17 protein-coding genes, 1 tRNA gene and 1 riboswitch are annotated in these 18,908 nt (G+C 45.0%); of the genes, 3 read left to right on the top strand and 15 right to left on the bottom strand.

Annotated features, from left to right (window positions below; all coding sequences use genetic code 11):
- The 9 genes from NXH67_RS12325 to NXH67_RS12285 all read right to left on the bottom strand — a co-directional run.
- A partial coding sequence (locus tag NXH67_RS12325; protein ID WP_272797551.1) for a GNAT family N-acetyltransferase occupies positions 1–523 on the bottom strand: 523 nt, incomplete at its 3' end.
- Position 524: 1 nt separating this feature from the next.
- Positions 525–962, bottom strand: a complete 438-nt coding sequence (locus NXH67_RS12320) for a hypothetical protein (protein WP_022777011.1) — start codon at positions 960–962, stop codon at positions 525–527.
- Entirely contained in the window at positions 959–2,767 is a 1,809-nt protein-coding gene (locus NXH67_RS12315; protein WP_272797550.1) for an EAL domain-containing protein, read from the bottom strand. Before NXH67_RS12315 ends, NXH67_RS12320 begins: the two co-directional genes overlap by 4 nt.
- A gap of 140 nt (positions 2,768–2,907) precedes the next feature.
- Positions 2,908–5,325: a hypothetical protein gene (locus tag NXH67_RS12310; RefSeq protein ID WP_272797549.1), complete on the bottom strand. Its 2,418-nt coding sequence runs from the start codon at positions 5,323–5,325 to the stop codon at positions 2,908–2,910.
- Positions 5,326–5,421: 96 nt separating this feature from the next.
- Positions 5,422–6,246: an ABC transporter ATP-binding protein gene (locus NXH67_RS12305; RefSeq protein WP_272797548.1), complete on the bottom strand. Its 825-nt coding sequence runs from the start codon at positions 6,244–6,246 to the stop codon at positions 5,422–5,424.
- Positions 6,247–6,267: 21 nt separating this feature from the next.
- Positions 6,268–7,302: a FecCD family ABC transporter permease gene (locus NXH67_RS12300; protein ID WP_022777007.1), complete on the bottom strand. Its 1,035-nt coding sequence runs from the start codon at positions 7,300–7,302 to the stop codon at positions 6,268–6,270.
- On the bottom strand, positions 7,292–8,374 hold the full coding sequence (locus NXH67_RS12295; RefSeq protein ID WP_272797547.1) for an ABC transporter substrate-binding protein: 1,083 nt from the start codon (positions 8,372–8,374) through the stop codon (positions 7,292–7,294). Before NXH67_RS12295 ends, NXH67_RS12300 begins: the two co-directional genes overlap by 11 nt.
- Before the next feature lie 126 nt (positions 8,375–8,500).
- A riboswitch (cobalamin riboswitch) is annotated at positions 8,501–8,642 on the bottom strand.
- 47 nt (positions 8,643–8,689) lie between these two features.
- Entirely contained in the window at positions 8,690–10,000 is a 1,311-nt protein-coding gene (locus NXH67_RS12290; protein WP_272797546.1) for an alpha-amylase family glycosyl hydrolase, read from the bottom strand.
- Between the two features lie 2 nt (positions 10,001–10,002).
- Positions 10,003–10,950: a phosphatase PAP2 family protein gene (locus NXH67_RS12285; RefSeq protein ID WP_272797545.1), complete on the bottom strand. Its 948-nt coding sequence runs from the start codon at positions 10,948–10,950 to the stop codon at positions 10,003–10,005.
- A 267-nt stretch (positions 10,951–11,217) separates the two neighbouring features.
- Between NXH67_RS12285 and NXH67_RS12280 the strand changes: the two genes are divergently transcribed.
- Positions 11,218–11,291: transfer RNA gene (locus NXH67_RS12280), tRNA-Met, on the top strand.
- Positions 11,292–11,535: 244 nt separating this feature from the next.
- Here the strand turns inward: NXH67_RS12280 and NXH67_RS12275 are convergent.
- Together NXH67_RS12275 and NXH67_RS12270 are read right to left on the bottom strand one after the other, a co-directional pair.
- Positions 11,536–12,378: a DegV family protein gene (locus NXH67_RS12275; RefSeq protein WP_024864474.1), complete on the bottom strand. Its 843-nt coding sequence runs from the start codon at positions 12,376–12,378 to the stop codon at positions 11,536–11,538.
- An 18-nt stretch (positions 12,379–12,396) separates the two neighbouring features.
- Positions 12,397–13,884: a radical SAM protein gene (locus NXH67_RS12270; RefSeq protein WP_272797544.1), complete on the bottom strand. Its 1,488-nt coding sequence runs from the start codon at positions 13,882–13,884 to the stop codon at positions 12,397–12,399.
- A 193-nt stretch (positions 13,885–14,077) separates the two neighbouring features.
- Between NXH67_RS12270 and NXH67_RS12265 the strand changes: the two genes are divergently transcribed.
- Both NXH67_RS12265 and NXH67_RS12260 read left to right on the top strand, forming a co-directional pair.
- Positions 14,078–14,632 carry a TetR/AcrR family transcriptional regulator gene (locus NXH67_RS12265; RefSeq protein WP_272797543.1) on the top strand — a complete coding sequence of 185 codons (555 nt, stop codon included), beginning with the start codon at positions 14,078–14,080 and terminating at the stop codon, positions 14,630–14,632.
- Between the two features lie 396 nt (positions 14,633–15,028).
- The gene (locus tag NXH67_RS12260) at positions 15,029–15,262 is read left to right on the top strand and encodes a type II toxin-antitoxin system Phd/YefM family antitoxin (RefSeq protein ID WP_272797542.1); all 234 of its coding nucleotides are present in this window, start codon (positions 15,029–15,031) and stop codon (positions 15,260–15,262) included.
- Between the two features lie 194 nt (positions 15,263–15,456).
- On the opposite strand, the gene NXH67_RS12255 is transcribed toward NXH67_RS12260, so the two are convergent.
- From NXH67_RS12255 to NXH67_RS12240, 4 genes are all read right to left on the bottom strand, one after another.
- Complete coding sequence (locus tag NXH67_RS12255; protein WP_272797541.1) at positions 15,457–15,693, bottom strand: hypothetical protein; 237 nt, start codon at positions 15,691–15,693, stop codon at positions 15,457–15,459.
- A 185-nt stretch (positions 15,694–15,878) separates the two neighbouring features.
- Positions 15,879–17,567 carry a substrate-binding and vWA domain-containing protein gene (locus tag NXH67_RS12250; protein ID WP_272797540.1) on the bottom strand — a complete coding sequence of 563 codons (1,689 nt, stop codon included), beginning with the start codon at positions 17,565–17,567 and terminating at the stop codon, positions 15,879–15,881.
- Between the two features lie 32 nt (positions 17,568–17,599).
- Positions 17,600–18,310 (bottom strand): hypothetical protein, encoded by a 711-nt coding sequence (locus NXH67_RS12245; protein ID WP_022776997.1) that lies wholly within the window; start codon positions 18,308–18,310, stop codon positions 17,600–17,602.
- On the bottom strand, positions 18,307–18,771 hold the full coding sequence (locus tag NXH67_RS12240) for a hypothetical protein (RefSeq protein ID WP_022776996.1): 465 nt from the start codon (positions 18,769–18,771) through the stop codon (positions 18,307–18,309). The genes NXH67_RS12245 and NXH67_RS12240 overlap by 4 nt, the downstream gene beginning before the upstream one ends.
- Positions 18,772–18,908: the final 137 nt, after the last annotated feature.

Below are 18,908 nucleotides of genomic sequence, written 5' to 3'. Positions count from 1 at the left end.
TAATGACGTTGAAATGCTCCACTCTGGTTTCACCAAGCATGATAACTCTGCACATTGTATTGGTATGGTGGTACTTAAATCCGCATTTTAACTGCACTCTTTTGGAGTTGTTATTTCCTTTGAAATAGCCGCAGTATATCCTCTTAAGTCCCAGATCTTCAAATCCCCTTCGAAGCATCTCCATAACAGCTTCCGGAGCTATTCCCTGCCCCCAGAAGGGATGTGCCACCCAGTATCCCAGTTCGGCTTCCCCTTTTTGCAGGGGCCTTTCGGGACTTCCCTCCAGAGTAAGTCCTATACTGCCGATGGGTTCGTTTCCGTTCTCCTTAAGACAGATGGCATATACCTCATCCTTGGCAAAAACCGTGCGGATCACAGCCCGCGAATAACCGATATCCTTGTGGGGAGGCCATCCGGCTGCGGGCCCTATTCTCTCATCACTGGCATATTTATAGAGGCCGGCGGCGTCTCTATCCTCCCAGCCTCTTAGTATTAATCTATCTGTTTCCAAAACCGTTTTCATCTTACAGGCTCACATAATTAAATCCGGTCTTAGCAGTGAATTCGTCAAAATATTTTTTGAACAGCGTGAAGTACTGGGTCTCCTTGTGCATGGCCTCATGGGTCAGATAAAAGATAACCCTGCCGCTCTTAATATCAAATTCCACATCGTGTCTTGGATCCAGAGCATCAATGTCCTTGAAGGATAATCCGTATTTTTCACGACAGAAATCATCCTTGTTATCAAGGTCCATGGTCGCCTCAATGATCCTTCCCTTGGTTCTGATAAGGTCGTCCACAAATTCAAGGCCTATCTGATGTGCGATATTGAAGGAAGAAAGCTCATATCCCACAAGACGCATATCCGAAATAACCCTCTCAAAATCCACATTTGTGTTTGCAAAGGGATCTACCTTGTTCTCACCATAGCAAAAAACTGCGTTGTAAAGACTTTCGTTCATAGCTTGCCTCCTTCTTTTGTGCTGTCAAAAAGCCCTTTTTGTGCTTTCAGAAACTCTATGTATTCCTCTTCCGGTATAGGTCTTGAATAATAAAAGCCCTGGAGATATTCAACACCCTTGTCTATCAAGAGCCTGGCCTGGTCCAGTGTCTCGACACCCTCTGCCAGGATATGAAGCCCAAAGTCCTTAAGGAAATTGATGGTGTAGTCCATCATGCGCATATTCTCGGGTTTGGAGGGATCAAGACAGTTCCAGACGAATTCTTTGTCCATCTTAACAAGGAAATAATCCATCTTGAGGATTTCCAAAAGGTTGGAATAGCCCGATCCGAAATCGTCCATGGAAAAAGTACTTCCAAGATCCTTAAGTTTTCTTACATTCTCTTTGAACACCTCATCATTGTTGATGTAAGAGGTCTCCGTTATCTCAAAATTGATAAACTTCGGAGGAATGTGGTATTTTTCCATCTTATGGCGAAGTCTGGTATGGGTCTGCTGATCCACAACCTCGTTGCCTGAGAGGTTGACCTCCACCACTTTGATACCGTAACTGCTAAGTTTTTCCCTTGCTATAAAGGAGCATACCTTCTCAAATACAAGGTCATCTATCTCCTGAATAAGTCCGCATTTTTCAGCGATGGGAATAAAATCCTCCGGCGAAATATAGCCTTCCGTGTGGGGGCGTCTAAGTCTTACCAGAGCCTCTGCTGAGGAGAAGGTTCCGTCCTTGACGCACAGAATAGGCTGATAGTATACGTCAAAAGCTTTGAGCTTGACCGCCTGCCTCACAATATCCTCAATGCTGTTTCTGTAGATCATCTTATCCACAACATTTTCGTCTATAACAAGGTTGGGCGATGACTGGGTATATACATAATCGTTGGAAACATAGTCAAGAATCTGAATGGCTTCATCAACACTGTTTGTACACTTGGGAACCTCCAGCACACTGAAGGTCATCTTGAAAAGATTGCCGGTATCCTTGTAGTTGTTTATAAGATTCATGAAGGTCTCAACTTTTTGAGGATCGTTCACGACAAATTCAAGAGTGTTCCAGCCGGAAGTATAGGCAGCTGTTCCGATATTTAACTGGGCCATCCTGGCTATTCCTGCCTGAAGCTCACACAGCTCTTCTCTGTCTGCGCCGGTGAGGACGTTGGTCTTACCGGTGAATATTACGGACAGGATAAAAAAGTTTTTGCCCGCCGCAAATTTCTCCACGATCAGCATGATAAAGGCTGTTCTGCTAAGGACATTGGGAATGGATTTCTCGTAGTACTCTCTTGGGTTCTCCAATGACAAAAACAGTATCAGTGCCATCAGCATCATAGCCACTGATGATACCTGAGCTCCGTGAATAAAGAACTGGAAACAGGACAGCAGCGCCCAGGCCACAAGTCCTACCGTAATAGGCATGAATTCTTCTTTTTTGAGCCTTCTTCTATATGCGATCACAAATATCAGCGTAGCGAAAATATAAAGGAATCCTATGTCATAGCAAAAGTTAATCGCCGTTCCGTAGCTGTAATAGACACCCTCCGCAGTTCTGCTGTATTGGACATTTCCGAACAGTAAAAAAATGATTCCGGCGATCAGCGGCAGTGACATACAAAGAGCGATCTTCCTGGAAACCAGCCTGCTCTCGGTCAGCTTGGAGTGGACATAAACAGCCATCAGATAGGCTGTAGTCAAAAGGGTTCCCACGTAGAAATTCTGAGTAGCACGCCGCAGAGTGAGAAACGTGGAATCCAGGTATACGAATACAAGGCACTCCATGATCTCTGCGATTACATTTATATATGCCACGATAAGGAACAATACAAATACGCGCGCTGAAGAAAGCTGCAGCATATTCCGCTTGATATAAATGCCAAGCAGCGGGGTTAAGACCAATATAACGATTAAAGGTGTCCGAATTTCCATAGATTAATTATATTATTAATTCGTTAAATCAACAACTTCTTTGCGTTTACGGCCAATGTATAAAAATATGTTATAGGATAAAAACTCTGGGCAAAATTCTTTGGTGCACCATTGCCCACAATGACGCTGTCCTCCACAATTTTTTTGCCGCCGATGCTTCCCTGGGGATTGGAAATGGCTTTTTTGAAGGTCCTTACCCCCGCATCCAGGTAGGAAGTGTCCCCGGTAAGCTCATATCCTATGCCGCAGGCCTCCAAAAGGAGCGTATTGTTGCCGTTTCTGGAAAGACTTGGCAGCTCCTTGTAGTAAAAAAGTCCCTGGGGAGTGCTTGCATTTTCGATAAGATCGTCCACTGCTTCCAGCATCATTGCCTTAAGTCCATCATCCGGAAATACTCTGTAATATCTCATAAGAGATCCAAGCGCAACGGATATCATGAATCCGACTCTTATCGTGGTATTGTCGGTATAAGGCGACAGCCACCCACCGTATCTGTCCTTCCAGCTTCTAAACTGCTGAAGTATCCATTCGCATCTGGCGATCCATTTTTTATCATGAGTCTCAACATAGAGGGCTGTTAAGGTTCTAAGGGCCCATCCCGTCTCCCTGGCGCTGCTCTCTCCCGGCACCTGATACATAGGAGTTTCAAGGAGCCGCAGCACATTTTCTCCGATACCTATAGCCGTATCATAACCTCTTTCATCTCCGGTGAAATGATAATAATCAAGGAGTCCTTCAACCCACTCATGGCTGCAGACCATAACGCCCTTATTGCCGGCGCCTTCCTCCGAGCCTCCTGTGTGCTTCCTGGTATGCTCCCACTGGCCGCCCATCTGAAGCGGATCAGAGCTGTAATGACAGATATCCACATCCATCCAGTGCATGGCTGCAATCCTGGCGTAGTCATAGAACCTCCTTACTCCGCTCCTTGCATACATCATGAACATGGCATGGGGGTAATCGTACTCGTTATTGGTCCATACCAGATTGCCGCCGCCCCTTCCCTGGGCTGTGTAACCCGGATCCGGCCCATCGCCGAAGTTCAGCATTCCATAGCACCTTGCATGGGTATCGGCCTTGTCGATAAGACTGATCTCCACATCATCGACCTGCTGTTCATAGGGCAAAAAGACATTTGGGAATACCTTAGCCTTGGCAAATTCCTCGGGATCAACATAGGGGGTATCAGGCATCTGATAGATTAAGCTCCTGCTGTCAATCTCATACAAGGGTTCATCGGCACCGTGAAAATGTAGCAGCACTTTCTGTTCTCTGGCCATTCCGGAGGCAAAAACCACAGGCTCTGCCTTGGTCTTGTGGGCATTCTTGTCCTGATCGGGGATAAGATATACACAAACGCCGTCCTTGTCTGCTTTTACAGCCTTGGGAAAATTCTGAAAGGCCTGATATACAGTGGCACACACACCGGCATTCTCATCTCTTAGGGTCACGTCACCAAAAAAGGTTCCATACATAACCTCGCCAAAATGCTCATTTGCTTCCGCCGTCAGCTGCTCCGCGGTTATGCTATTGGAAACAGTCTCCGCCTTGGAGCTTATCTTGAACTCCGTCTTGTAATTGGATCTGCCAACGCAGGTTCTGACCTGCATATCCAAGGCTCTCTCATCGGCAAAATCATAGGCTCCCAGTTCCTTGGTACCTGTTGTCACAAACACCAGATCATCAGCAGTGGTTTTGTTTGCATCGCCGCAGCCGGTGGAGTCAACCTTGCCCTCTGATACCTCCGGACTTTCAAGATCAATATCCGCATCGGGTCTTGCCTTAACCGCAAAGATCCAGGAATCAGGCCTGATATCACCATCTGCGCAGTTAAAAAGTCTGAAAGCAAGCTCTATATAGGCTTTGCCATAGGTCACAGAGATCCTCACCGTGAATTTCAGCTCCTTGGAAATACTGCCTTTTCCTTCCACAAGGACAAAAACCGGCCCCTCTTCGATTACCTTAAATTCATCGAAAGTAAGGTCGGTCTCCATGTCTCCGGCCTTAACCAAAGGGCCCACAAACTGCTCTTTTTCCCATCTGTGCCCATTACATATAAATTCATCAAACAGCTCCTTAGAGCCGTTTTTAACCTTGAAGCTCAGAACACCGTTATCAACAGAGATGCCTTCCCCGCTGCTGTCAACGCTGATTCCCTCAGCATTCTTTGTATTATTGGTATTATTTTCCGAGCAAAGCTCGAAATCCTTTTTGCTGTTACCGGGAATATCCGCCAGGAATCTGGCATATACGAAACGAACGGATCCGTCCTCCCATCTTGAAGTCACCTTAAACTGTGAAGGAAGGATCTCATTTTTATCTTTAATGCATAAACATCCAAAACTGTTCTCGGGCAGTTCCCCTTTTCCAAAGGGCAGTCCCAGCCCCAGAAGCTGCGATGTTCTATCATCTTTATATAACTTATCAAGGTGTATTATCATGTTTTTCCTCCGCCGTACGTCGCCTTTTTCATGCATATTTACACATATATCAATACTATAGCACGACGCGAAATCAAATACACCGACTGTATGAAATTATAAGAAAAACGAAATACTTTTTTTATTTCTTTCCAAAATATGGGCCGCCACGTCAAAATCGTAGGCCTGAAGGAGGCTATCCTTAGTAAGTACCTCACTCTTTGGGCCGCTAAAAAGCAGCTCTCCGCCCTTCAACACCGCAACATCATCTGCAATATCCGCTGTCAGCGTGATATCATGGAAAACACCTACAATAGTGGGTTTATAGCTCTTTCCGTCCCGGAAGGAGATCTCCCCATTTCCAAAGGCTCCAAGATACTCCATAAACTCCGCCTGTACCTTGAGATCAAGGTGATTCATGGGTTCATCCAGAAGAAGTATGGGGCTTCTCTGGGCCATGGCTCTTGCCAGGAACACTCTCTGGAGCTGACCGCCTGACAACTCAGTGATCTGGCGGTTTCTGATGTTCTCAAGTCCCAGGGACTTAAGCGTTTCCTCAACAATCTCACGGTCCTGTCCTCTGTCAGCCATAAATCCGCTTTGGCCGGCAGCATATCTTCCCTGCATTACAGTCTCATAGACGCTGTAGGAAAAATATACCTGAGACATCTGGGACAAAAAGGCAATGTAGGAAGCTATCTGCTTGCGATTAAGCGTTTTCATGTCATGACCGCAGACGCTGATACTCCCCTTAGAGGGAAGGATTCCCGCTATGGTCCTAAGAAGCGTAGTCTTACCGCTACCATTGCTTCCAAGAATACAGAGGCACCTCCCTTCATATATGTCCAGGGAGAAATCCTTCAATACATATTCTGTTTTGTCCTTTCCCCCACGGCCATAACCGGCACTCACATGGGACAGGGTAATTATCTTTTCACTCATAATATCTCCGGCATCAGAAACTCATTTTTTTACAAAATATACCCACAAAAAGAATGGTGCGCCCACCAGAGCTGTGATCGCTCCAACCGGTATCTCCTCCGGTGCAAGGATCGTCCTGGCAAAAAGGTCAGCTATCGTCATAAAGCTGCCGCCAATCAGCATGGACATGGGAATTACAAGTCTGTGGGAAGCGCCGAACACCCTTCTTACGATATGTGGCACTGTCAGATCCACAAATCCTATGACGCCCACGAAGCACACGGACACACCGGTAAGAAGAGATGACAGTATCAGAAGAATGATCTTGTTCTTTTTGACATCAACACCAACCGCCAGAGCCTCTTCGTCTCCGAAGCTCATTATATCCAGTTCCCTTGCAAAAAAGGCTATTGCAACAGTACACAAGAGGCTAAAGCCCAGCAGAATTGCCACATGTATCCATCTTCTTCCTGAAAAGGAGCCCATTTGCCAAAGGATGAGCCTCTGCATATGGCTCTTATTAAGAGCGCTGATCATCGTCATCAGCGCATTTACAAACAGTGAAAACACCATTCCGAACAGAATGATGGTGTGATTTTTGAGCCCCACGTCCAGTCTTGATGCTATGAAGAGCACCAAAAGGATCGTCATTAGTCCGAAGGCAAAGCCCGTGACCGGCAAAAGAAAAACATTTAAGAATGTTCCTGTTATCCCCGTAACTATTACCAGCGCAGCGCCAAAGGATGCTCCCGAGGAAACACCAAGGGTATAGGAAGAAGCCAGAGGATTCTGAAGGATTGCCTGGATCACGGCGCCGCTGACTGAGAGTGCTCCTCCCACCAAAAAGGCGCAGAGAACCCTGGGAATCCTGATTTCCCACACTATAGGAACAATTGACGCGTTGAAGGAAGGATCCGGCTCAGCACCAAAAAGCTTATAGCATACCACCTGCCATATATCCGAAACATGCAGGTTGACACTACCTATGCATATCCCCGATAAAAGGGCCGCCAGCCCAATAAGGCCGGCGGTGATGATGTATATTTTTTTACTTTTTACGAGTTTATTACTCTCCATCAAAAGGGTCCTCAACCGCTGCAAAAACATCGGGATAAATAGCCTTAGCCATGGCAACCATAGCTGATATAACATGCTCGTTGGGCTGATTTACGGAATCGGAATCGATCTCATAGACTTCCTTGTTGACGATGGCGTTAACGTTCTCCCAGCCTTCCATCGTAAGAATTGTGTTAATAACATCAGGTGTGTACATATCAGCTGTAAGGATAACATCAGGGTTCATAAGAACTGCTGCCTCCTCGTTAAGGGCAGGCCACTGATCGGTCTCCTCTGCAGCAACATTCTTGGCTCCGATGATCTCAAGCATCTCATTGATGTAGGTTCCGTTACCTGCAGTGTAGATCACAGGATTCTCAGCAGAAGGAGTATAGAGTTCAAAGAGTACTGTCTTTCTCTCCTCCTCAGGAATCTGTGCTGCAAGGTCTGAGATTGTGGCGATGGCTTCATCCATATTTTTGCAAACGGTCTCTGCTTCGCTGTCCTTGCCAACGCACTGTCCGATGAAAAGAATGTCTTTTTTGATATCTTCTATTGATGCACTGCTGGGAATATCGGCAACGCATACGCCGGCTTCCTTGACAGACTCAAATACGTCGTTTCCGTGAGCTGCGCTCATACCGGAAGTAAGAACAAGGTCTGCTCCAAGCATAACGATTGCTTCCTGATCGGGAGCCATCATATCGAACTGGGGAATATCCTCTTTAAGTACAGATCCATAGCTTCCATAAGAATAAGTATCGCAGGCAACGATCTTGTCCGCAAGACCAAAATCTATAAGTGTTCTTGTGATAGAAGGTGCCATTGAGATGATGGAATCGACAGTCTCAGGGATCACGATGTCGTTACCTGCTCTGTCCTGAACTGTTCCTTCTGCTGCAACTTCTTCAGTTGTTGCTTCCTCTGCTCCGGACTCTACAGCTTCTACAGCCTCTGTAGCCTCTGCAGCAGGTGCCTCTGTAGTAACCTCGCTCTCAACGGGTGCAGGTGCAGTAGCAGTCTCTCCGCAGGCTGCAAGCACGCCTGCAATGATGGCTGCACTCATAACTACGCTCAAAAGTTTCTTTTTCATAATTATCCTCCAATAAAAATGTAATTGAGACTTCCGGGCGACAAAAGAAAAGCCCTTGTGGAAATACATCCACAAAGGCTCATGCGTGCAGGTTATTCGCAGCACCTTCCCTGGTCGCGAGGAAGTACATGTGCCTGTGCATGGGCAAGTATCTGGCTGTCACAGTAGCGGCACTGTCCGGGAGTTCCACCCGGTTCCTTGTTAGGCTGGCAGTAAGGTCACAGGAAATTGATTCTTACCACGCAGCACCTATGCACGTAGAAAAAGATATCACAGACTGTAGGCTACGTCAAATCAGCTCCTATATGTGACGCCTCAGTCAAGGTTACCGATAATATAGCCTGTATATGCCGGAATATCCAGACCGCCGCCAAAATCTATGGCAGAGCCTGTTATCAGATCTATTCCCCTGCCGGCTCTTGCATTGAAATCCGCATGGAAGTGATTTTCATCCGCATTTATCACAACCAGCGCTCTGTCACCGTCGCATTCTCTCTCAAATATGCACTGCCTGTTGGTAAGAACCAGTGACTTGAAATCGCCATAACTTAGGGCCTTGCAGGAGTTCTTGGCCTTGCACAGTGCAGCTATCGTATCTGTAAGCTCTGTCCACTCCGGCTTATCAAAACAAGGTCTTAGCGCCGGATCACCCTGAGATTTGTCCGCCTTGGTGGCCCACTCACTTCCGTAGTAGATCGTAGGTATTCCAGGCATTCCAAACATCAGAGTATATATGAGCTTCAAATGCTCAGGCCTCTGCAAGATGCTGGCAATCCTGCTGACATCATGATTGTCAACGAAGGACAGAAGGTGCTTGCCTCTGTATAATGTCCAGTTCTCCGGCCCAAACTGCCTTAGGAGTGAATGAACGATTTCAAAGAGGTTCATACTGTTAAGCGCCGAATGCATTCCCTTGTAGCACTCATAGTTAGTCGCGGAATGGCACAGCTCGTCCCCCATAATGCGGTTGTAATCACCACCTATCATCTCACCCATGAGGAAAAAGTCCTCTTTCCAGCCGGCGCTTTCCCTTCGAAGCCTCTTAATAAACTCAGGGTCAAGGCAATAGGCCACATCCAGGCGAAGTCCGTCAACTCCGAATTCATCAACCCAGAATTTGGCACTCTCAAGAAGATAGTCCGCCACCGCAGGATTGCGCAGATTAAGCTTAACAAGGTCATAATTGCCTTCCCAGCCCTCATACCACAGACCGTCATTATAATTACTGTTTCCCTCAAAGCTTATGTTAAACCAGTCCTTGTACCGGGAATCCCAGCGTTTTTCCAGAACATCCTTAAAGCCCCAAAAGCCTCGTCCCGCATGATTAAACACTGCATCAAGAACAATCTTTATCCCTTCCTTGTGAAGGGCATCGCATACTTTTTTGAAATCCTCATTGGTTCCAAGGCGCACATCGATTTTTTTGTAATCCCTTGTATTGTAGCCATGGGTATCGGATTCAAACACAGGGTTAAATAATACTGCGCCGACTCCCAGCTTTTTAAGATGAGGAATCCAGTCCAGGACCTTCAGTATTCTGTGCTGCAGCTCCCCGTCATTTTCAAAGGGTGCTCCGCAAAAGCCCAGCGTATATATCTGATAAAAAGATGTCTCATAAGCCCACATAGTCACGCCTCCTCTTTCCAGAACTTATCAAACTTTGCAAAAATCAGCGGATAAACTCCCACAGCCACAAAGCATGATATCAGATATCTCAAAAATCTTACGCAGTAAGCAGCCAGCGTAGGTGACGACAAAAACTCTGAAGAAAACGGCATTTTAAGGATCTTGGTAAGTGCAAGAAACAGTGCTGCTCCCGCGATAACTCTCACAATTATCCTTACCGGCTTCTTCGAATTTCTGAAATGCACAACTAACTTGTCAAATTCTCTTGAGAGGAAAAATCCTCCAAGAAGTCCCAGGCTGGAGTAATAGTCATCGGTCTTACAATAGAAAAATCCCAGCGCCGCTATAAGGAATATTATAAGATTAAGCAGCCACTCTTTTTCCTCAGGGATCTTATTTTGCAGAAATGAGACCAGGAAAACCACAACCAATCCCGACAGCCATCCGCAGAGCACATCCGTGGGATAATGAACTCCCACCGTCATTCTGGACAGGCCCACAAGAAGCGGCATAACAATGGCAATTCCAAGCAGCACTTTGTTCTTCTTGTACTTTGCCATGGAAGAATAAGCCGACACACTGTTGGTGGAATGTCCGCTGGGAAAAGAGAACCCCTGCGCCGCAATGTCATAGATATCAGCGTTCTTTTCAACGGGCCTTAGGCACTTGATCTGCGGGTTGTCAAAATATGGCCTTCTTCTCACAAAAATATTCTTGAGAAGCGGATTAAGAACGCAGCCAAGCAAAATGCTGGTTCCCACATAATTACCCATTTTCTTGTCATAGCCCCAATAGATAAAGCCCATGACCAGCACCAGCACCATCTCTTCTCCGAAATATGAAAAGAAGGAAATCACACTCAGAGCAAACCCTCCAAATATGCTCTGTAAAAGCTGCATGAAGGCCACTTCAAAATCAAAGTAAAAGGTATTTCCCATTGCCAAATCCATAGTTTAGTCCTTTCACCAAATTATTTGAATGAACATATCCTTCCACTATTATACTATGCTTCTTGCACACAATTTACATACTTATCCGGCTCAATTCTTAAAAGACGATAAAATAGCCCCCTTCCGGCGGAGGCTATAACGCAATTTTGCTCAAATTTACTCAATAAAAAAATTCCTCAAAATTTCTCAAAAATCTTGTTGACAAATATACCTACATCGAGTTATAGTATCTAAGTCGGCTGCGGCAAGCAGTCACGAAATAAATATGGCGAGGTAGCTCAGCTGGCTAGAGCACGCGGTTCATACCCGCGGTGTCGAGGGTTCAAGTCCCCCTCTCGCTACTAAAAAGGAAGCGTTTATCGCTTCCTTTTTTTGTGTCTTCTGGCGTTGCTAATTTGCATCGCAGCTTGCTCGTCACCCCCGCAATCTCTTCCGCCGGCGTCACTTGGAAATATTCCCTGGAAAAAGAAAAATATTACCCGTAATTCTTCCGAAAACAGATAATATTCCCGATCAGCCAATGAAAACCGGTAATAAATATTAAAAACTCGCTCTCATGCCACAATAACAAATCCTTTGTTCCCATCATTTTGAGATAAACAGTACTCCCAATGTTCCTGGACCACAATGAGATGAAACAACGCTTCCTGCGCGGGTTTCAAGGATTTCTTTAAACACGCCGAGGCCGCTAAGATACTCTCTTACAGCTTCAACAACTTCCCTGTCGCATCCTGAATGGGTTATGAACACACGCTCAGGTCTGGCATTCTCTAGATCAGCCTCCATGTCTTTGACATAATCAAGCACATAGCGTCTGCTGGATCCGCGATATTTCTTTTCCGGGTGCATTGCTCCGTCAGTTACTGCAATGCGTGGATGGATCTTTAATGTCGTACCAAAGAAGGCTGCAAGCCCCGAACAGCGACCACCTCTATGAAGGTAGACAAGGGTATCGATTACAAAACTTGCTCTGACCTTATCCCTGGTATTCTCTATCTCTTCAACAATTTCTTTTGCTGCCTTTCCCTCTTTAGCCAGTTCTGCCGCATATACTACCAACAGGCCAACTCCGGTGGAAAGATTGGCTGAATCTATGACATGAACTCTGTCAGACATGCCAAGTTCCTGCGCCGCAAGCCTTACATTATTGAAGTTTACTGACATGGACGAAGATATAGTAAAAACAATATATTCATCCGAACCCGCAGGATCCAGGAATTTTGAGATATCTTCAATGCTGGCTGCTGCTGTCTTGGGCGTTTCCCCATGTTCATCAGACCACTTATAGATCTGTTCAGGAGTAATATTGACGCCATCCAGGTACTCCTCATCTCCTAGTCTTACATAAAGCGGAATTATTCCTATGTTGTATCTCTGAACCAGTTCCTTTGACAGATCACAAGTGCTATCTGACAGTATTTTTATCATTTTCTTTCCCCCAAGCAATTACGCGCCTTTGTTTTCCTTTTTATTTTTTTTATGAACCTCAGGAAATTCCAGCTTTTCTGCGCTCTCTATATTTTCTTTTGCATAGTTTTCGTATGCTTTTCTATAGTGCTTCTGGCGAGCCCAGATATCATCTGCTACAGGTCCCCACTCTTTTGAATAATTATCGCACTTTGCGCAGAGGTGTTCAACGCTTTCCTCTGATTCTTCATTGGTGCCATGGGCTCCGGATCTTGCGACCATCTCTCTAAGGAGCTCAGGATTCTCAAGCATCGGGCATGGTCTCAAATGATTCTTATTGAATGGCTGTCCCTTGTGATATTCCATGAAAAGAGGACTCTGAAGCATCTCAAGTATTGAATGAGTATGGATATTAGTGTTGGAGAAGTGGATAAATACGCAGGGCTCTGCATCTCCACTTGAATTGATATGGAAGTAGTTTCTTCCGCCAGCGATACAGCCACCAACTGCCTCTCCATCATTCTGGAAATCCATAGGGAAGAACCCTATATCGCACTTGTCACTTCTAAGGTATCTGATTTGATCTACCATCTTTCTTCTCTGCTCTACAGTAGGCATAAGCTCTGGTACCGCATTATTTCCTACTGGCATATAGTGGAAAAAGAATCCGAATCTTGCGCCTTTTTCAGCTATGAACTCGATGAACTTAGGGTCAGTTACTGCCTCGATATTATTTCTTGTATAGCAGATGGAAGTTCCATAGACAATTCCGTATTTCTTAAACAGGTCCATGGCTTTCATAACAGCGTCGTAATGACCGATTCCACGTCTCGCATCATTTGTATCAGGAGTACCCTCGATAGAAAGCTGAAACGTGATATTTCCAAGTCTTACAACTTCCTTACAGAAGTCCTCATCAATTAAAGTGGAGTTGTCAAAAATAGAGAACTCAACATCATTGTGCTTTTCAGCAAGACGCAGTACATCCTTTTTTCTTACAAGAGGCTCCCCGCCTGTCATCATGTATAGGTAAACACCAAGCTCTTTTCCCTGGGTAACGATCTTATCCATGTCTTCAAAAGACAGGTTGTGCTTAGGGCCATAAGTACCGGACCAACAGCCCTGGCAATGCATGTTGCAGGCACTTGTAGGATCAAAGAGAATAAGCCACGGGATATTGCATCCGTACTTTTCCCTGTTTGCCCTGATCATCTTGGTACCTCTGAAAAAGGCCTCATAACCAAGGTTGAGCATTGTCATCTTGGCAACATGAGGATCTGTCTCATCAACTACTTTATTTATAAACTTGACCCATCTATTGTCAGGGTCCTTGAAAGCTGCTCTTACCTGATCAAGCTTGTCCTTTCTTGCTCCATCTTTCCCCCAGAATTTCTCTGCCTGATCTACGAGTTTTAAATACGTTTCTGTTCTGTTCTCAGCTTTGTCGAGATTTGCAAGAAATCTATCAATCAATAGGCTAAATGCCTGTCTCTGCGCTTTGTGAGATAAGTTTTCTACTAATTCCATACTTGTTATTCCTCCCCGCTAAGTGTTACAATCGTTTTGATGTTACAAGTGTAACGCCGCAAGAAATGTAATACAACGGCTCTACTCTCGGACATGACAGTAGCAGTGCCAATTGGAGCGATGTTACATAATCGTATATTTTGTAACGGCGAGGAAAAGAAATATGACTGCCACAAAAGAACCTTTGACAGAAATGCAGAAAAAAGAAGTTCTGCGAATGAATAACAAAGAGTCTAACCAGCTGACCAGAGAATGCCTTCAGCTTGCGCTGATGCACCTAATGGGCGAACACCCGTATGAAAAGATCACTGTCAGTGAGATCGTGCGTCGTGCCGGAGTTTCACGTACTGCCTTCTACCGCAACTATACTGACAAGGAAGATATTTTGCATGAACTCGGTAACAGACTGATAAAAAGCATAGCAGAAATTTGTGAAAAACCAGAACTGCATGAGAATCCTCATCAGTGGTTTGAAGATGTTTTCCGTACCATCCGCGAGGATAAAGAAACCATTGCCCTGTTTGATCAGGCAGGTATATTGAAACGTGAGCTCTTTTCCGGCAGGTCCATATCAGAACTTCTGTATCCTACAACAGATACAGAGATCAAATACATCAGGCTTGCTTTAGAAGCAGCCTTTTTCCAGATACTTATCAGTTGGTTCAGAGAAGGGATGCAGGAAAGCGAACAGCGCATGGCTGATATATGCGTAGAAATGTTTGATAACACATTGAAAAAACTGTCATAAAACAAATGTTGATGATAATTTGATGATTGTCATCAGATGACGAAGCCGCAGACCTTGTATTTATGCAAGTTTTAGAGGTGCGACAATGGTTCAAGTCCCCCTCTCGCTACTAAAAAAGGAAAGCATTCGTGCTTTCCTTTTTTGTTGTCTGTATGGGCGAAATGGTCCCTGGGGACGGAGTCGAGGGACCATTTGTTGAATTGCTCCGGTTGGACGCCTCCGTTAGAATGCTTCTGGCAAAACGGAACTGGTGGTATGATTTCTGCCAGAATCTGGCTTGATGATCATTCATTAATCACTTCCAGTTCTTTCAATGTAATCCCATCCGCAGCAACACGATCACTTATTGTGTGTCCAAATATGATGTATAATTTAGCCACAGAAAGGAGTAAAAGTATGCAGATAGTTCCAATGAGAGACCTTAAAAACACTGTAGAAATCGAGCGTTTATGTGCAGAATCCAATGAACCGGTATTTGTCACCAAGAACGGATATGGAAGACTCGTTGTAATGGACATTGACTACTACGAGCGAACCATGCAGAAGATCAATGAAGCAAGTCTTGTGAATAAAGGCATTGCAGATTATGAAGCCGGCAAGGTCGTTAATGGCAAGGAATCTCACGTTTAAGTGTTGTGATCTGTTGCTCAAGCTTAATGGCCTGAGCACTTCGAATCGCGGAATCCTTGAGCGTAGAACCCGCTTTAGTTAATATACTGCCGAGATCATTTAATCCCACTGCGATAAACCTCCTTTAATCATGTATCCTCCCACGAAAAAGCCGCACGGTTGGCGGCTTTAGAATTTACATGATTTTTATTTTTTTATGCAGGAATGAACTCAATATCAGAGGCATCTATCATACCGGAATCAAATCTTACAACACATTTCCACATTGATGCCTGCATATATACATTCATGACAGTGCCCACTCCAAATTCGGGGTAAATAAGGAGCATAACCTTATCTCCGATGGCAAATCTTGGTGTTGAAGCAGTTCCTGCTGCGCCGCCTGCGATATTTTCAAGTTCATTATCTTTCACCATGATCATTTCTGACATTTTTATTTCCTCCAAGTTCTAACAGTATTTTTTGTTTATTTTCTTACTCTCTTATTTATACGAAGGAAATAAAAATGTGGCAAAAAAATTTTGAGTCCCTTTACACACATGTAACACCAGGGTAAAAAAGTCTTCCTCGAATTGCCAAGCGAGCTTGGCATTTGGGAAGACTTATTACCCTGGTGTTACATGTTTACATTGAAGAGATTTCTAAGCTCATTTACGATATCATCTGCGTCGGCGTCGATACATACAGCCTCGTTGATTCCTGAAAGTGTCTGAAGCTCCTTCTTGTCGGAATCTTCCATCTCATAACCGATGGTGTAAACAGATACTCCGAGTCCGCCAACGATAGGTGTGATTCTCTCAAGCTTGTAGCCTGCGTTTTGAGCTCCGTCTGAAAGAACAAAGAGCATCATGTTGGCATTGGGCACTTCCTTGGAAGCTTCCAGAAGCATGTTCATTCCTACAAGTACTGCATCATAGGTTGCTGTCTGTCCGCCCACCTCAAGGTCTTTGACCGCACCGCTGAAATATGCTCTCTGCTTGTTGTCAAAACGCTTAACGGGAAGGTTGATATATACCTTGTCGCTGTAACTTACAAGTCCTACATAGCTGCTGGCATCAATATACTGCATTGTGTTAAGCAGTGAAGACTTAAGGGAATTGATTCTGGTACCGTTCATGGAGCCTGAAATATCGGTTACAAAAACTGCGATGGTGGGACGGGAACCGTTCTTGTTGGTCTTCCAGATTCTCTGGGCTGCAAGGTAATCTGAGCCTTTCATTCCATAGTCCTGAGATACATAATCCTCATGAAGATTGAAGCCACGCTCTGTAGCCATCTTCTGGCTGTCATCAGATAAGCAGTAATCAACGAATAACTTGGCTGCTTCCTGTCTCTCATCACTCACCCAGCCAAAAGTATACACGGGATGGTCGTGACGAACACCTGCGGGTGTGTATACATAATCCTTAAGGGACTTGGTATTGATATAGGTCTGCTCCTCCATTACCATAGCATCTATGATACCCTTGGATGCGGAAGCCTTAAGAACTGAAGTTGTATAAGCTGCTGTAGGTGCATGATCCTGATATGCGATAAGCTCTTTCTCTGCCTTGTCTGAAAGAGGATTGGAATTATCAAAAGCGTACAGCATTGAGCACAGGATGTTCATACCTGTTGCGGAAGTATAAGGATTGGTATATGCAAAAACGAGATCTCCTGCATTTGCTGCCTTCAGAACGCCGTCCACGGTAACCTCTCCGTATTTCTCATGGTAGCTGTCATAGGCATCCTTGGACATCAGGATTCCGGCTGTGTTACCTGCGATCCTGTCAGCCAGCTTAACTGTCTTGACGCCGCTGGCATCCAGCATGTCACCCCACATTGTATTGGAAGGGATATAAAGATCAGGCTCATAACCACCCTCTGCGATATAAGTAAGGGTCTCACCTGATGAGATCTTTCTTACGGAAACGGTAACTTTCTTACCATCTACAGTGATTCCTTCCTTGTTGAATTTCTCACCGACTGCAACCAGCCACTCATCAGGATATGCAGAGCCGCTGAACTCAGAAGGCGCTGCAATCTCAAGGTTGATCTCGCCGTTGCCCTTAAGCATCATATCAAAGGTATCGATATCTGCCAGTGAATCCGCAACTGAAGCCTCCTCCATGTCAACATCAAGTCTCGCTGAAACCGTCTGTGGATTGATGTTCTTGACGAAGGCGTTGAGCTCTTTGACCGCATCATCATAGCTAAGAGCACTTGTCTGGGTGTTATTGACTGTTACATTGTCTGTGGTGCAGGCTGTCATTGATAGAGCAAGAACTGCAGCTGCTGCGCCCTTTAAAAATCTTTTCATTTTCATAGTATTACTCCTCCTATATGTGAAATGCCAATTTAGTTATAGGTATGTCTCAAGGACTGCCCTATGGCATCCGCATAATCCTGAATCATTGTTACCGCATCGGTATCTTCATTCTGCTCATTGGTATAGCGTGCAAGCTCCAGCAGGAATTTCTTGGCGTTGTCCCTTATCTCCTTGTTGCTGTCAAGGATCTTCCGGCTCTCGGTAACGAATTCATCCGAGGTTTCAAGGGCAACATAGAGATTGACTATTCCGCGGCAGTTGTGATAAAGAGCCGTCTTGGCCTGAGAGATGATCTCCTTCATACTCTCAAATTCCTTCATATCATTAAACTCAAAGAGCTTGTCGCTTCTTTCGGCGAACTCGTCCATGTCATCCATCTCTTTTAAAAGGATCTGCCCAACAGGAACAAAATTCTCTTCCTCCTGCATAAGGCCTGTGACAAGTCCTCGTACGTCTTCTTTCTTTTTGCGGATGGCTTCTTCCTTGGCTTCAATATCCTTAGCCATGAACTGCGCATTCTTTTTCTTCTCGCCTATTATGGAAGCTGTGGCTATCGCTGCCATGGCTGCGCCTACAATTGTTACTGCGCCTCCTGCAATAACTGACATCCTCAGTGCCTGAATTCCGGCTGTTATTATGATATCTGTAGAGTTCATATTAAGGGCCACGGTAGATATCAAGCCTGCTCCAAACAAGCCTCCGCCCAATATGGCATTTTTCATGGAATTTTCTTTTTTCATAACCTGTATCCGTCTCCCTTTTCTATCATTCTTAAAAGATTGACCACATCAAGAGTCTTCTTGTGTTTACGGGCAAGTTCCAGCTTCTCTCTGGCAGAGGCAGCATTGTCGATAAGTTCTCCCAGCGATGCTGTATGTGTCTTCACTGTCATGAGAATATGCTGTATCTGCACAAGACTTAATCTGCAGGTCTCGGGAACATCACCGTTCTGCGAAGAATATTCCTCAGATAGTCTCATCAGCTTATCTGTATCTTCCCCCGCCTCTGCTTCAATCTTGTCGAAGGCGCTCTTAGTAGCCGTCAGCTGAATGATATAGGCGTTCAGCCCCTTGATCGCTGCGTCTATCTCTGTTGCTGCGGGGATAGCTATCATCTCCTGTCTCTTTTGGAGCTTTGCTATTCTCTCGGGATAATCTGCGATTTTCTTTTGTAAAAAAGTAATTTCTGTCTGGTTCATCATCCAAGTAATCCTCTTAATCACACGTGGAATATTATAATGGATTTTGAACATTTTTGCAGTAATAAAAAGGGATTATCTGATAATAATCATAAAATCAGGCAGGTCTATAATAAATAACAATTTATTGGAAATAAATG

The sequence above is a fragment of the Butyrivibrio sp. DSM 10294 genome (assembly GCF_028539135.1).
Lineage (GTDB): Bacteria > Bacillota > Clostridia > Lachnospirales > Lachnospiraceae > Butyrivibrio.
Note: the sequence above shows the minus strand (reverse complement) of the source record. Positions and strands in the feature narration are given on the sequence as shown.